The sequence below is a fragment of the Pseudomonas sp. FG1 genome (genome assembly GCF_034313875.1).
In the GTDB taxonomy this organism is placed as follows: Bacteria; Pseudomonadota; Gammaproteobacteria; order Pseudomonadales; family Pseudomonadaceae; genus Aquipseudomonas; species Aquipseudomonas veronii.
The window spans coordinates 87,647-101,728 of sequence record NZ_JAVIWP010000003.1 but is presented as its reverse complement, the minus strand read 5'-3'; the positions used below and the strand labels follow the sequence as shown (position 1 = coordinate 101,728).

At 54.9% G+C, this 14,082-nt stretch carries 14 protein-coding genes; 7 read left to right on the top strand and 7 right to left on the bottom strand.

Going from position 1 to position 14,082, the window contains the following annotated elements; genetic code table 11:
* The first annotated feature begins 26 nt into the window (after positions 1-26).
* Positions 27-746, top strand: a complete 720-nt coding sequence (locus RGV59_RS31430) for a nuclease-related domain-containing protein (RefSeq protein WP_231980890.1) — start codon at positions 27-29, stop codon at positions 744-746.
* Between the two features lie 232 nt (positions 747-978).
* Here RGV59_RS31430 and RGV59_RS31425 read toward each other — a convergent pair whose 3' ends face one another.
* Entirely contained in the window at positions 979-1,665 is a 687-nt protein-coding gene (locus RGV59_RS31425) for a hypothetical protein (protein ID WP_013100915.1), read from the bottom strand.
* A gap of 409 nt (positions 1,666-2,074) precedes the next feature.
* On the opposite strand from RGV59_RS31425, the gene RGV59_RS31420 reads away from it, so the two are divergent.
* The 6 genes from RGV59_RS31420 (at position 2,075) to RGV59_RS31395 (ending at position 9,877) form a co-directional block, all read left to right on the top strand.
* Positions 2,075-2,383, top strand: coding sequence for a hypothetical protein (locus tag RGV59_RS31420; RefSeq protein ID WP_033050417.1), 309 nt, complete (start codon positions 2,075-2,077; stop codon positions 2,381-2,383).
* Positions 2,380-3,003: a hypothetical protein gene (locus tag RGV59_RS31415; protein ID WP_028621620.1), complete on the top strand. Its 624-nt coding sequence runs from the start codon at positions 2,380-2,382 to the stop codon at positions 3,001-3,003. The genes RGV59_RS31420 and RGV59_RS31415 overlap by 4 nt, the downstream gene beginning before the upstream one ends.
* A gap of 47 nt (positions 3,004-3,050) precedes the next feature.
* Positions 3,051-4,166: a toprim domain-containing protein gene (locus tag RGV59_RS31410; protein ID WP_047297007.1), complete on the top strand. Its 1,116-nt coding sequence runs from the start codon at positions 3,051-3,053 to the stop codon at positions 4,164-4,166.
* A gap of 118 nt (positions 4,167-4,284) precedes the next feature.
* Positions 4,285-5,310 carry a conjugal transfer protein TraF gene (gene traF, locus RGV59_RS31405; protein ID WP_047297005.1) on the top strand — a complete coding sequence of 342 codons (1,026 nt, stop codon included), beginning with the start codon at positions 4,285-4,287 and terminating at the stop codon, positions 5,308-5,310.
* A complete protein-coding gene (locus RGV59_RS31400; RefSeq protein ID WP_047297003.1) occupies positions 5,307-6,707 on the top strand; it encodes a conjugal transfer protein TraH in 1,401 nt (466 codons plus the stop codon). Before traF ends, RGV59_RS31400 begins: the two co-directional genes overlap by 4 nt.
* An 11-nt stretch (positions 6,708-6,718) precedes the next feature.
* The gene (locus tag RGV59_RS31395) at positions 6,719-9,877 is read left to right on the top strand and encodes a conjugal transfer protein TraG N-terminal domain-containing protein (RefSeq protein ID WP_047297001.1); all 3,159 of its coding nucleotides are present in this window, start codon (positions 6,719-6,721) and stop codon (positions 9,875-9,877) included.
* A gap of 27 nt (positions 9,878-9,904) precedes the next feature.
* Here RGV59_RS31395 and RGV59_RS31390 read toward each other — a convergent pair whose 3' ends face one another.
* From RGV59_RS31390 to RGV59_RS31365, 6 genes are all read right to left on the bottom strand, one after another.
* Positions 9,905-10,210, bottom strand: a complete 306-nt coding sequence (locus RGV59_RS31390; protein ID WP_043859881.1) for a hypothetical protein — start codon at positions 10,208-10,210, stop codon at positions 9,905-9,907.
* A gap of 184 nt (positions 10,211-10,394) precedes the next feature.
* The gene (locus RGV59_RS31385; protein ID WP_169715582.1) at positions 10,395-10,766 is read right to left on the bottom strand and encodes a hypothetical protein; all 372 of its coding nucleotides are present in this window, start codon (positions 10,764-10,766) and stop codon (positions 10,395-10,397) included.
* Between the two features lie 18 nt (positions 10,767-10,784).
* Positions 10,785-12,086, bottom strand: a complete 1,302-nt coding sequence (locus RGV59_RS31380) for an RNA-guided endonuclease InsQ/TnpB family protein (RefSeq protein ID WP_028621615.1) — start codon at positions 12,084-12,086, stop codon at positions 10,785-10,787.
* 82 nt (positions 12,087-12,168) lie between these two features.
* Positions 12,169-13,203: a hypothetical protein gene (locus RGV59_RS31375; RefSeq protein ID WP_013100922.1), complete on the bottom strand. Its 1,035-nt coding sequence runs from the start codon at positions 13,201-13,203 to the stop codon at positions 12,169-12,171.
* Positions 13,204-13,213: 10 nt separating this feature from the next.
* Positions 13,214-13,783, bottom strand: coding sequence for a transglycosylase SLT domain-containing protein (locus RGV59_RS31370; RefSeq protein ID WP_013100924.1), 570 nt, complete (start codon positions 13,781-13,783; stop codon positions 13,214-13,216).
* On the bottom strand, positions 13,776-14,048 hold the full coding sequence (locus RGV59_RS31365) for a hypothetical protein (RefSeq protein WP_080922816.1): 273 nt from the start codon (positions 14,046-14,048) through the stop codon (positions 13,776-13,778). Before RGV59_RS31365 ends, RGV59_RS31370 begins: the two co-directional genes overlap by 8 nt.
* Between the last annotated feature and the right edge of the window lie 34 nt (positions 14,049-14,082).

Genomic DNA, 14,082 nt, shown 5'->3' with positions numbered 1-14,082 from the left:
GGGCCGGGATATCTCGTGCAAAATTGATGAATGACTTTCTAATGCTGTACCTGCCCCCGGTTTTGATTCTGGGGGTTCTCGCGGGCATCGCCCACGTTCGTCTACTTGAATTCCCTGCCTACCGAGGGTGGTGGGGGGAGTACAAGGTGAACTTCATGCTCCGCCTATGCCTCAGTGGCGAATACAAGGTGTTCGCCAACGCGATCTATCGTGGCAAGACAAGGGGAGAGTCAACACAGGTTGACCACATCATCGTGTCGCGCTACGGGATCTTTGTCCTGGAAACGAAGTGTTTCAAGGGGAAGATCATTACCTACCCAGAAGCCCCCGAGAGCTGGTTGCAGATCGTCGGCCGAAGGAAATATCGCGTGCAAAACCCGCTGATGCAGAACTACGCGCACGTGAAGGCAGTTCAGAAGGTCACCGGAGTCCACTCTCAGAAAATCCACAGCTACGCAGTGATGGCAGGGCAGGCCAGTTTCACCTATGGAATGCCTGAGCGGGTCTACAGCATTTGGGGCGCGATTCGTAAAATCCAGTCCTACAAAGCCCCGGTTTTTACTCGGGGCCATGTGGTGTCAATTTGTCGGGCGCTGAGCGAGCGCAGAATCAAGGGGGGGTATTGGGCTGCAAGGCGGCATGTCGAAAAGCTGAAGCGCCGAGGCGATGATGGATCTACAACGTGCCATGAAGATAGACCCCGAGAGGAACACCTATCGCCACCCCAACAAGAACAGCAGCAGTGACAGAGATGATCGCGACCGTATCCCAAAATACTGCCTCTGGCGGCGCTTCAAGTGACTCGTCGGTGGCCAGCTCTTCTGTCCACAGTGGGGTGGCTTCGCGTGGAGGAGGCTGATCCGTCGCTTGTCTGCGTCTTCTACTGGTTCTTGCCGGTGTTGACGTAAGATCATCAAGCATAATGACTCTCCTAAGCAAAACGCCCCGCAATGCGGGGCGTTTTCATTACTGGCGCTATCAAGCAACCGCTTCTTCGGGAAGCGAATCGAGAGGGTCTGCATTGCCCTCAGGCTCAATGTGACCCGCAGCCTCGCGCTCCTCCTTCTCGGCGCTCACTTTGGCTTCTGCCTTTTCGATATCTTCTTGGAGCTCTGCAACTTTGCTGGCGTATGCCTTTGCTCGCGCGCTCTGACCGAGGCCAACGAGTGAGCGGATCAGCCGGGCCATTTGGTTGCTCTTGTTTGCACGAAATTCCTCAGCTTCCGAGCTATCGATTTTCTCATGCAGCCAGGCGGTATCGACCTGGATAATCAGGTGGTCAAATGCCTGAAGCAGGCTGCTCATCCGCTTGATTTCTGGGCTGGTGATTTCGAATTCGCGAGTCAGTGGTGAGCTGTACCCTGCAAGCTCTTTGATTCCCAGACTCTTCAAAAGCGTGTCCATCCGCTCAGACTCGTCACGCACGGCTACTTCCATGCGCTCGATTTTCTTCGAGACCGCATCAACCACCGCTTTGTGATCAAAGGTCTTGAGGTTTTTGGCCAGCTTGCGGGACGTAACGTCGATGATAAAAAGAGCCGTCATGAGGCTATCGAAACGGTTGCCGGCGAAGAACTTCGCCTGCTCAGTGTTCAGTACCATCTTTCCTTTGAGGGATGGCTTGGAGTATTGGTATTTCGTCGGTTGTGGTTGAGTGGTCGCCATTAGCGGTTTCTCCGGATGTTGGTGGCCGGACTATTGCACCAGCTTGCGGAGCCTCTGGATTTCGATTTCACGCACGAATAGCGTCGGAATTTGAGGTGCGTTTTTCTGGTTGACGACAGAGTGAAATGGCGGCGAGAATTGCGGCACTCATCGGCCAAGGTCGATTAAGAATTTGCCTCCTGGAGGCCATTGACCCTAAGTGACAGCATGCTGCTGCCACTGGTACCCAAGACGTGTATGCGTCTGGGAGCAAGCCAAGCTGAGCTTATCAGCTTAAAAACCAAGCCTACGTTCGCGTAGCGCCGATCAAAAAAGGAAGCCATTTGGCTTCCTTTTTTTGTGTCAAAAAAACCCTGACGGGGAACTCCCGTTAGGGCGTTCTCCGTTCTAAAAAAATGGAGAACTGAAAATGGCATCTACAACCCTCAAAGTTAAAGTGCTGACCGCGTTTGGCTTCCTCGTTGCTATGTTGGGAGCTGTATACGCACCGCAGTTTGCAAAGCATGTTTTGCCTTTGACACTCTGCGTGTTCCTCGCTGTGGTGATCCTGAATGCTGAGCAGATCCTGCGTGGTGTTCTGAGCTACCTACGCGGTTGTCTGAAGGCTTCGGCTCCTCAAGCAACCAAGACCTTACCCAACGCCCGTTGGTGTAGCAGCGTCGATTATGACAACTACTACATTCCCTCCTACCTGCGTCGCCAGGGAGAAGAGAAATGATCCGTGTTGACTTCGATGTTCCAAGCTATCTCCGACTGCCACAAGGGCTATGCATTGTTTCAGAGCGCCTGGCCCATAAGCTTCCCGAGCCAGAAACCAATGAAACGATGCACCAGGCGCTTGAACCGGTGGTGATCAACAAACTGTACCGGCCGGAAGGCCGCAACCAGGTTGCATCGATCGAGAACCAAGAGCAGGGCGAGATCAAAGGGGAGTTCATCCCTCGCGAATCCCAGCCCGCGCATCAAGAAACAGCTCAAGAGATCCAAGTCGCCCAAAGCGATGAAGATCAAGATGAGCGCGCACCTGAACTCAATTTCCAAGGCGTTGCTGGCAGGTCTGTTACCGGCGAATACCGCGGTTCAGGTTTCGCCCACTATCGGTTTCTCAAGAAGAACGGAAAGTCGTTCTTCTTGCGTATCGGTGAACACCTGGTTTGGGGAATCGAGCTCAACGCTCAGCTACGCAAATCTGGAGCGCAACAAGGTGACAATATCTCGCTGACATTCCTTGGCAAAACCGCCGTGAGTGTGCTCAAAGAGGTCGTTGTCGACGGTAAGAAAGAACAGGAGTGGGTTGATACCTACCGCAACTCCTGGGAAATCAAGATCGTGAAATAGCCAGCAATGCGCCCTTCGGGGCGCATCTCAACCAAACGGAGGTACCCATGTCCAAAGACTCAGAAGGCAATTACGCCCCAGAGAAACAAGATGTGCTGGTAGCCGCTGATGGCCGCTGGCATGACATTTACGCAAGCCTCGCATCTTCATTGGTGCCGGCACACAAAAAAGCAGGACGTGGGGTTCCATGTCCGGTGCATGGTGGGGAAGACGGGTTTAAGATTTTCCGCAAGACGGCTGGATCGTCGAGCGGTGGTATCTGCCGTACCTGCGGAGTCAAGGCTGATGGCATAGCCTTGCTGATGTGGGTCAACCGCTGGAGCTTTCACCATGCTTTACAGGAGGTTGGAGCATTGCTCCGGGTCAAAGACCCGTATGGACGCACCGCTGATGGATTTATCCCAAGCGTTGTAATCCGAAAGGAGCGAGCCCCAGCAAAACCAGAGGCTTCAGACGATTGGCTGCGTGAAGCTATGCGCAACCTGTGGAAGGGAACCGTTCCTCTCACAGACCCATCAGCGGAACCAGCAAGGCTCTATCTTCGCTCCCGAGGCATTCTTGCTTGGGATCGACCAGAGCTGAGCCGCTACGTTCGCTTTCACCCGGAATTGACCTACAAGGACAAAGCCGGCAAGCGTTCTAAGCATCCAGGGATAGTGTGTACGCTCATCGATCCTGAAGGCCAGGCTGTGACCATCAACCGTCACTACCTGACGATGAAGGGTGAGAAAGCCGATCTCGCGGAGCCGAAAAAAATGTTTCCAATTCCCAGCAACCGCAAGCTTCCCGGTTGTGCGGTGCCAACATCGCATCCAGGAGAAGTCTTGGATGTATCCGAAGGATTGGAAACAGCTCTGTCGGTAGAAACAGCCATGGGTATACCAGTATGGCCCTTGGTGAATTCCTACTTGTTGGAGAACTTCGTACCACCAGCCTGCACCAAAGCAGTCCGAATCTGGGCTGACAAGGACCGCAAGGAGGGTGGCCAGAAAGCGGCATTGACCTTGAAAAAACGTCTGTGGGAAATGGGGATCAAGGCACAGATAATGTTGCCCGACATGCCCATCCCTGACGGCTCCAAAGGTGTCGACTGGAATGACGTTCTTCGTGAACGTGGTTCCCTCGGCTTCCTAGGCCACGAGGTCTATCGCGCACAGCGATAGGCCTCTGGCCTTCTCAACTTCCCCCTCTTTTTCCGACCGTAAAAGCGCCTGAAAACGCGCCCCCTCCTGTTGGCCAACGCTCACAATTCGAGCATCCCCATCTTGGCCAGACGGACTCATGACGCCCCTAAAATTTCCCATCTTGTTGCTTGCTGCCGCTATAAGCAGCACTTCCCTTGCGGGAGAGACCAAGCCCGCCGAGTCAAAAACGCCCCAGGTTGCTGGTTCTTCGTTCTACCAGGACAAAGAGCGCGGCTGGTTCTGGTACGAAGATCCGCCTCCTGAACAGGAACCCGAAAAACTCGAGCCCGCGCCGGTTCCAGCGGCCCCACCTCAAGCCGAAAGGGAAGCCTCCGAACCAGCCGCGCCCGAGCTGCCCCCGACCGGCAGCGTGGCGTGGATTCGGGAGATGCTTCCGAAACTGCGTGACGCAGCAATGGATAACCCTACCAAAGAGAACGTGAGTGCATATTTTTGGGCCAACCGAATCATGATGGACAAGGCCGAGCGATTCTCACGCCGCTCAGCTGACGTAATCCGAAATGATCCACTGCTCGATGAGGACATGCGTTATCCGGCTTCCAACGCCGCCTCAGATGCTTTGGCAACTGCGGCCGGCAAGCAGAAAGAAACCCTGTTGAAGCTCATCGCTGGCAGCTCTGCGCTGATGTTCTTCTACAACGGTAACGACTGCATTCTGTGCGAACAGGCCCAGGCAGCGGTCTCTGCTCTCGAGTTCAGGTACGGGTTTACTGTCATGCCCGTCTCGATGGATGGGGCCCCCCTTCCTGGCGGCAAATACCCAAACACACAGTACGACACTGGGCTCGCAGAGCAGCTGGGCATCATCACCTCGCCTGCGCTGGCCCTAGTCATCCCTCCGAATGACGTGAAGATCGTCAGCTTCAGCACCGTCTCAATGGAGACGGCAACCACTCGGATTTTAATGGCAGCGAATGAAGCAGGGCTGATTTCCGATCAGGAATACAACGCTACATCCCGCCTTAACACCATGGGTTTGATCGACGCCACGAAACTGGCTGACGCACCGCCCGACGCAACAAAAAACCCTAACGAATTCGTGAATCGGATGCGCGATGAAGCTCGTCGCGCCTTTCAAAAAGACAACGGAGGTGCCCAGTGAAAATCAAACCGATCGCCCTTGCTGTAGCGCTGATGGTGCCCTTCGGGGCTCACGCGAACATTCAACAGCAGGTCAATGAAATGTTCAGCGGCATGATCAACGTCACCAGTCCAGGGGCATATAAAACAGCCACACGCGGCGTTATTACCGGCGGGTCCGTTGTCCTTCGGAATCGGATATCCACCGCCAACCTCATCAGCATTACCCCGCCAAGCGCAAAGGGTGGATGCGGGGGGATCAACCTTTACAGCGGCTCGTTCTCCTTTATCAACGGCGAAGAGTTTGTAGCGCTCATGAGGAATGTGGCGTCGAACGCGGCTGGCATTGTTTCGGGCTTTGCCTTTGAGTTGGCCCTCGATGCGATGGACGCTCAGACAGGTGGTGTGATCCGCAACCTGGCCAACAAGATCCAGGCGCTCAATCAAATGTTTTCCAACAGCTGCCAGCTGGCGAGTGGGTTGGTTACGAATGCCAAAAAGGCATACGAAGAAAGCACCGACTTCAAATCCGCGATGACGGCCTTCGGGTCGAACGTCTCATCTGACTTCTTTACCGCGAAATCCACCAAAGAAGACTCACCAGCCAACCGGATTGCTGCCTCTGGTAAGGCCGTTCAATGTGAGAACACAGGGAATGTTCTGTGGTGCGCCATGATGAAGTCTGGCCTCCAGTCGCAGATCCTATTCGGCAGCGACGAAAACGCGGAATTCATCATGTCGATGGTCGGCAGCTACAACGTGTCGCTCACCAACGACGCCAGCGGGGGGAAAAACTTCGCTGCGCATCCCATGCCGAAGCTGATCACCGGCGAAGGTCTGAAGATTCTTGTTGAGGGCTCGGCCAACCTTGATGTCAAGGTCTACCAGTGCGACCAGGATGACCCGGACTGCTCAGACCCGAACATCCGAACTCTCACCAGCTTCAAGGGCCTCGAGACTCGAATCCTAGAGGATCTTCAAAACAACGGAATCCTTGAGCGTTTTGCGAACGGCACTGCAACCGCTGCTGACGGAAACCGGATTGCATACCTCGCATCAAGCCGAGTAGGGGTGAATTTGATGAAGATCACCCAGAAGGCAGGGGCTCAATCCGGTTATGACTATCTGAACCAGTTCGCCAAGAAAATTGCTGCTGATGCTTCGATGAGCCTGATTTATCAGCTGCTTGGGCATACAGAGAAAGGCCTGACCAGCCTGAATATGGCGGATGCAGGGAAGGTGATTGAGGACCTGCGGGCTACCAAGGGTGAGCTCATGGATGAATACCGCTCGTACATCGAGGAAGCAATGCAAGGCAAAGATGCCGATGGCCAAGCCGAGAAAATGCTCCAGATGGCCCCTGTGTTTGATAATGGAACCCTGCCACAGGGAACCATCAACGATAACGCAGGCGCGTAACGGAGATATCCATGGACTTCACTATCTACACGACAGGCAGCGCCGAGTTCCTTGAGATCATGCTCAATGCCTGCGCAATGATCACAGGCAGCGGTGACGCAGAAGACCTTGCCCGTATTGGCGCGCTGATAGGCTTATTTCTGTTGGCGTTCCAAGCTGTTTTCAATAACCAGGCCATTACCTTCGGAAAGGCGGGCCTTGTGCTCGTCCTTTACATGATGTTCTACGGCCCTACAGCCACCACTGTTATCGAGGATACGGTGTCGTCGCAGGTGCGGGTGGTGGACAACGTGCCTCTTGGCCCTGCCTTTGTCGGCTCAGTCATCTCAACGGTGGCCTACGGCATTACAAAAACCGCGGAGCAGGCATTTTCTACTCCAAGCATGACCGACTACGGGCTGTTCTCGAGTCTGAGCACATTGTCGAAAGTGCGCGACGCTCTTCGGAACCCGATGGCACTGGACGGCTTCCAAAACTACCGAAAAGCGGACGGGTGGGATCTGCCCCGATCGGTGAACGAGTACATGACATTCTGTTCACTGAACCCCGTGGCGCTGAGAACGGATAAGACCTTGACCGACCTGTACCGATCGCCTGGCTGGGCGGAGGTGCTGTCAAACCAGAACTCATCGATGTTCATCTACGTCTATGACGGTACCGCCGGCACCATGAAAAGCTGTGCAGAGGCGCGGTCGTTTCTCAACGCCCATTTGCAGAACGTCTATACAGACGTGCTAGAGGACATTCTCCAGAAAGGGTTCAGCGAAGAGGCCAAGACCAACCGCATGACCAGCGGTATCCAGGTTCAAGCCGCTACTGACCAAGCTATTCAGAGCCTCGCACTGAGTAGCAAGTCGGCTCAGGACTACGTTTTGACTTCGCTAATTGCGCCGATTTTCAACGATTCCCGTGTCGATGCCATGAACCATTGGCAAGAGCAAAGAGCCGCAATGGCTCTTCGCGAATCGCTCAACCAGCAAGAAATTCAATGGGCGGGGAAGGGCGACAGCTTCAAACACTACATGAGACCGATGATCGCCTTCTTCGAGGGCATGCTCTATGCGATGACGCCGTTCATGGCCTTTGCTTTGCTCCTGGGTGGGCCTGGCCTTTCTATCCTCGGCAAGTATCTCGTGTTGCCGCTGGCGGTGGGTTTGTGGATGCCGCTGTTGAGTATCGTGAATGCTTTTACCCTCTGGTATGCAGGCTCCCAGATGGAAGCCGTATTCAACGGCTACGACCCCACAGGTTCTGGTTTCGCAATGCTCCAACTCATGGACATAGACAAAGCCATCGGCAAGGCACTGGGTATTGGCGGTCTGCTTGCGGCGTCCGTGCCTCCATTGGCACTGTTCATCGTTTCCGGCTCTGCCATGGTTGCCAACAGCGTCATGAGCCAAATGACGGCAGGCGACAAATTCAAGTCCGAAGACGTGAATCCTCGGGCCCAGGATAGCGCACCTGTTCTCAGTCAAAATGCCTCGTTTACTTCCGACCAGGTAAGCTCCGGGGTGAGCAGAACGGGATCGCCGCAGCTTGCTGAGACGATAACCGGCGACCAAGCTGCGAGTGCAGTCCTTCAGAGCGCCCAAACCGCCTCGCAAACGGCCACGAGCCAGTACCAGAGCAACCTCTCAGCGGCAGGCCAGCAACTAGCCTCGACGAGTACGGGGCGCGAAGCGATGACGCAAATGGGCGAAAGCATCAAAGCTAGCGATGCTCTCAAGCAAAGCTCTTCCTATAACCAGGCAGTTGAGAATCTTCGAAGCAGTGGTTTCTCTGAGTCGTCGATAAACATGGCAACCGCAGCCTCAGCGCTTGGTGGGCAAGCCGGCCTGAAAGGCATCATGGCCAACCTCAAAACCAGTGATGGCAAGTCGCTTTCCGAAATGAGCGGCACAGAGCGTCGAACTGCCGAAAAATCTCTCTCGCAGTTAAGTTCTTCCGTGGAGAGCGCTAACACCCGTGACCTGACATTTGCCACCGGTGATGCCTTCCGTGACTCGTCGATGGCCCAAAGTAGTGTTAGCAACACTGATCAGATAAATCAAAGCCGCACTGAAGCTCTACAGGCACAGAATACGTACAGCCAAGCGGCTTCTCAGCAAGACACCATCAGGGCAAGTCAAGGCCTCAATCTTCGCGATGCAGCGATCAAGTCGCTATCGAGAGGCGGGGTATCTCGAGCAGAGTCTGGCTTAGAACTTCAGCGCATGGCTGGTGCAACTGATGAAGGGAAAAAGCTCTTCGCTGAAGCATTTAATAGCCAAAGCATCAAAGATATGTCGTCGAATACGGACGAGCAGAGGGCGATGGCGGCAATCCGGGCGATTAACCAGCAAGGCAGGCTCGGCGAATTGGTCATGAGCCAATTCAATCCATTCGACTTCAACGTAGCTCAGGGTAATGCGGGAGAGTTTGCAAACATAGCAGACAAAGCCGGCGCAGCAACGGCCGGGAACTCAGGTTTGCAAGGCGAGTTCAATTCAAGATGGCAGGGTAACAGTGACGCATATGCAGGTGCTCAGGACATGAACATTTCTGCTAAGGAAGCGGCTGAAGACCAAGGTGCTGAGCTTGTCGGAAACCGTCATGCGGAGAACAGCCTAGCCCCACAACTCGCGCATGCTCGCAACAGTGAGGATGTTAGAGGGGCGGCAGATTCAGAGGCCGCGCAGCAACTATCGACCTTCGGTAAGAACTACGATGATAAGGGCTTGATGATCAAGGCCGCATCGGCGGTTCAGAGCATCCAGTCGGGCGGCAAAACGCTTACGAACTTCCTGGCTGGCAACGAGAACACACAATTCAGCAATGACGTTTCTGAAGGGCAGCAACTGGGGCTGACAGATAGCCAAGCCGCACTTCGAGCAGCTAGCCGGGCAGGCATGCCAACGGACTCTGATATTTATCAGTGGTCCTCCTACCACACCTACTCGGAAGCCATGATCGCGTCTGGCGGGGATGAAGACTATGCGAAGGGCGTCCATGCTTCATTGACGTACCAGGCAGCAGGAAGTGATGGAACATCTGCTGACCGGCCGGTTGTGGAAACTGTCGCTGCGGGCAATCGTCACAATCCCCTGCCCAAAAACTTTAGACCTGCGGCAATTGAAAATGCTGAACAACCCAAACAGGCCAGCGGACCGAGGAGACCGTCAATCGAATGAGTAAAAAAGGGGCTTTATAGCCCCTTTTTAGTTGAAGCCGACAAAGACAAATCGGTAGATCGCCATGACAGCGAAAAAGAGGGCGATTCCACCAATGATAGTCAGCTCCAAAGAAATCGCTCGAAGCCCAAGAATGGCATCACGACGCAAGCGAGCAAGCCCGCTTTTCCGAGGCATCCCATTCCACTCCTCGCTCAAACAGAAGGGGCAGATGCTTTTGAGAGGCTTCTCACCCCCGACCTGCACACCATCGACATAAATCGATCGCTCCATAACCACACGTGGAACCATCATTTTCTTGCAGCATTGGCACTCAGCCTTGTCGTTTCGCATCTCGTTCACCCCTCGAAAGTTCTTACCCTAAGAATCTCACAGCGCGCTGTAAACCCAAGCGAATCTACGTAATGGCAGGAACTGGCTAGGGCAGGCCTCTCCCTGGATGGGTAGACACCTCACCTTCGCGACTGCGGGCGAGCCTGGCGCACAACGAAACCTTTCTCTCTATCGACTGCCCAATTCATCCCTTGAAGAGTTCGGCCAGCCAACCCTTCACCGCGATGGCAATTCGCTCCCGCAACAGGAACATCAAAACAGACAGGCCAAGGCTCACGCCCAACGCCTCGGCACCCAAGCGGGCGAACACGACGATGTTGATCAGAAGCAACACCATGATGCCAAAAAACTCAGCATTCGCTTTTGCTCCAGTGAGAACCTGCTGCTCAGTCAGCATCCACTTGGGCGACAGGCAAAACGGACAAACCGAAGACTCCGGGTCCCGGCCACCAACGGGGACGCCGCTGATGTAGAAGGGGGCGCTAGTGACCACCTTCGGGACCATCATTTTCTTGCAGCACTGGCACTCAACTTTGTCGTTTCGCATCTCGTTCACCAATGAACTCTTCCGCCACTAAACCGCATGTGCGGTTGTCGTCGGAATTTCGCGGGTCGTTGACTTGGGCTTGACCGCTTGCGCGGACAGCGGCTTGAGTCTCGCCGTCACGCCCGTCCCAGGCGTGTCTTGCAGTATCCAGGCGTCGAGCAGTACGACCCTGGCGCTGTTCTGATCCCTCGGCAGCACGCAGCCACAGGCACAGCGGTGCATGCGCTCACTGAGCAGTTTGGGCACGATGGCCCAGCAGGCTGAACAGCGCTGCGAGGGTTTTAATCGGCGCGTATCGGACAGATGCAAAACGGAACCAGCTTCGTGCGCTTTGTAGGTGAGCATCTGATGCGCCATGCTGAAGCCGGCCGAGAGAATTTCCCGGTTCAGTCCAGCCTTTTGCCGCACGCGACGGCCCGGTTTCTCAACCGTGCCCTTAGCGCTGCGGCTCATGTTCTGGGGTTGCAGTTCTTCCGTGGCGATCAGGGCGCAGCGCTGCACCAGGGAAGTCGTTTGTTTATGCAGGAAGTCGCGCCGTCCATCTGCAATGCGCTGGTGCAGACGGATGATTTCCTGGCTTAGCAGCCGATAGCGGTGCGAACCCCGCTTCCTTCTGGCGCGTTGTCGTTGCAGGTTGGCCAACTGGGGCAGCGCCTCGCGCAGCCAGCGGGGGTTTTCGATCTGGCTGCCATCATCAAAGTTGGCCCAGTGACTGACGCCCAGGTCGATACCAATTGCATCGTCGCCTGTTCGCTCACGCCGACAGGCGGACTCGGGCACCCGTAGGGTGATCGAGGCATACCACTGATCTTGGCCGGTGGCGTGATTGCGGCGGCGGCTGAGGGTCAGGTCATTCGGCGTGAAATCGGCGAAACGGTGGCGGCCCCGCAGACGAATCATCATCGCGCCCTTGCCGCTGCCCAGCCGCAACGTGCCGCCGCGCTGGCCGAGCTGCTGGAGCTTCCAGCCGGCTGGATCGGGGTAGGAGAAGCCCGAGTAGCGGGCGCTGGATTTGAAGCGGGGAAATCCCGGTGACTGGCCAGCTTTGACCCGGCGAAAGAACGCCTGAAAGGCTCGATCCAGTCGGCGCAGGGTCTCTTGCAGGGCATGACTACCCAGCTCGACCAGCTCCGGCCGAAACTGTTTTATGACGGGTAACGTGTTCTGTTGGTCGTAGTAGCTGATACTGATACCAGCTTTGCGGTACGCCTCGATGCGCTCCTGAAGCGCAGCGTTGTACAGTTCGGCGTGCAGGCGCACCCAGCCGTCCAGCCGTTCTTGCTGGCTGACATTGGGGTAAAGCCTAAAGGTCACTTTTCGCCTTTGCATGCTTCCGACCCTACAGCATCTCACCCATAACCCAAGTCGTCCGCTTGGCATGCCGCCTGGCTACGGGCCTGGCAGAGGATGTTCAGTGGTTGCACCAGATGCATCGGCCGGGCTTGAGCGCGTAACGAGCATTGATCTCCTTGCACTTGCTGCATGGGGTGAGAGTGATGTCTCCGGTCTTCATTGCGTTGCTGAGCTGGTAGCCATTGGAAGGGGAGATCATATCGCTGGCCTCGACGCCAACCGCTTTACACAGCTCCACATACTCACGATGAGCCGCAACCACCGCGCGAGCATTCGTCCGCCGAAGAGGATTGTCGGCGAGCAGCCTGTACACAGTGAGGTAGAGCAGGCTGTGAAGAGGGCTTTCAGCCAGTGTCTTATTCGGTGCCTGTATGCGCCCGCTTTGGGACTGGACAAGGGGGGTATCCCGTAGCAAGGAGCGCTTCATCCGAACTACCTCGTCTGCATTCAATCCTGTCCATTGCGCGACCAGCTTCGGCTGTAGCTTCTGCTGAAGCAACTCGGTCGCAACCACATCGAGGGGCATCGTAGACGGATAGTCTTTAACCCGGCCTATGCCACTTACGCCAGGCTTCAGGAAGTACCGAAGGTCGCCAAGCAATACGGTGGTCACGTCTCTCAGTTGATCATCTGGCGATGATAAGTTCATCCTCAGCTTCCTGAGGTTGCACCTGGTGCCAATCGAGAACCCGCCGCGGCTCACCAGCATCATGCGAGAGTCGAAAGATCCTGCCTCGAACACCCGATACCCAACATCGTCGAGGCCTACAGCCAGAATAGGGCTTGTTTCGTTGACGCGGGAGAAATGACAAAACTCCATGAACATGACCATCTTGTTGCCAATCTCCCTGAACTCCTCATCGTCCAGGTAGCCCCTGCCGACTTTCAGGGTGTTGTAGTGAACACGGTAGAGAGAAACGGGAAGGGCATCTACAGCGTTCAACTGACGCTGGTTCGCGCTCAAAGACGAAAGCCAAACCATATCGCTTTGAGTCAAGCGCTGCTCGGCGAGAATGACATTGAAATCCCGCAAGCCAGATGTCAGCCAGCGCAGGCCCATTTGTATCATCGATGCGTTGATCTTAACTCGCATGTCCCTGCCCTTACTTTAAACGCTGTAGTGAACGCCAAATGCTGAGCACATTACTCGCATACTCGCGTGCGTCAAGTTCACGCTTTGGGTTTCGTGTATGGTACCCACCAATAGCAAGTTGCATATCGACAGGATATTGAGCAATCGACTCGCAAAGTATCTGAGCACCAACGCGGATGTTCACCTCGGGGTCAAGAAGAAACTCCGGGCGCGCTACTCTATTGCCGTTCCAACGATAGTTTATTTGCATAATCCCTATGTCGGTGAGGATGTCTTCGGCAATATATTTGCCGAGTACAGCCTTGGCATCCATGTAGGTATTAGGGTACAGAGCGCCACTAGGTTCATTGCGAAGCGCAAACGGGTGTGGTGCAATCATCCCTTTTCCGGCAGATGTTTTAGATTCCTTTAGAGCTAGTGAATATAGAAGCAGAGGGTCCGGCTTGCATGCGGAGGCCATTGACGCTCGCTCCCACATCGTTCCTTTTAATGAAAAGCCATTAGCTTTAGCGCTCACTGAAGTACCTATGGCAATGCATGCAGATACTGCAATAAAAGAACTGATACGGATATTAAACATTTGCCCCCCTTATCCAGCTGGCAACTGGACGAGAGGCTGGCTCATTACTGACCTGTTCCTTTTTGTCATCAGCAACAATATTATCTTGCTGAGTATCTGCTTGCTTGCTTTTAGCATCTTCGGTCGCACTAATCATGCTTAGATATAGCGCTGCCATTGCAACAAGTCTTTTACCCCGATAATCGGGGTCAATAGTTTCAAGATGCGCGTGCAATTCTTGTGTCGCTGGCGTGACTCGACATTGTAGTCTCATCGTTTTATCCACATTCCCTCCTTAGCGCGTCCTTGCGCACCCGTTA

What these genes read in the sequence shown, in the direction of transcription:
- RGV59_RS31430 (WP_231980890.1), top strand. Translation starts at nt 27, where the DNA reads ATGAATGACTTTCTAATGCTGTACCTGCCCCCGGTTTTGATTCTGGGG.
- RGV59_RS31425 (WP_013100915.1), bottom strand. Translation starts at nt 1,665, where the DNA reads ATGGCGACCACTCAACCACAACCGACGAAATACCAATACTCCAAGCCA.
- RGV59_RS31420 (WP_033050417.1), top strand. Translation starts at nt 2,075, where the DNA reads ATGGCATCTACAACCCTCAAAGTTAAAGTGCTGACCGCGTTTGGCTTC.
- RGV59_RS31415 (WP_028621620.1), top strand. Translation starts at nt 2,380, where the DNA reads ATGATCCGTGTTGACTTCGATGTTCCAAGCTATCTCCGACTGCCACAA.
- RGV59_RS31410 (WP_047297007.1), top strand. Translation starts at nt 3,051, where the DNA reads ATGTCCAAAGACTCAGAAGGCAATTACGCCCCAGAGAAACAAGATGTG.
- traF (WP_047297005.1), top strand. Translation starts at nt 4,285, where the DNA reads ATGACGCCCCTAAAATTTCCCATCTTGTTGCTTGCTGCCGCTATAAGC.
- RGV59_RS31395 (WP_047297001.1), top strand. Translation starts at nt 6,719, where the DNA reads ATGGACTTCACTATCTACACGACAGGCAGCGCCGAGTTCCTTGAGATC.
- RGV59_RS31390 (WP_043859881.1), bottom strand. Translation starts at nt 10,210, where the DNA reads ATGCGAAACGACAAGGCTGAGTGCCAATGCTGCAAGAAAATGATGGTT.
- RGV59_RS31380 (WP_028621615.1), bottom strand. Translation starts at nt 12,086, where the DNA reads ATGCAAAGGCGAAAAGTGACCTTTAGGCTTTACCCCAATGTCAGCCAG.
- RGV59_RS31375 (WP_013100922.1), bottom strand. Translation starts at nt 13,203, where the DNA reads ATGCGAGTTAAGATCAACGCATCGATGATACAAATGGGCCTGCGCTGG.
- RGV59_RS31370 (WP_013100924.1), bottom strand. Translation starts at nt 13,783, where the DNA reads ATGTTTAATATCCGTATCAGTTCTTTTATTGCAGTATCTGCATGCATT.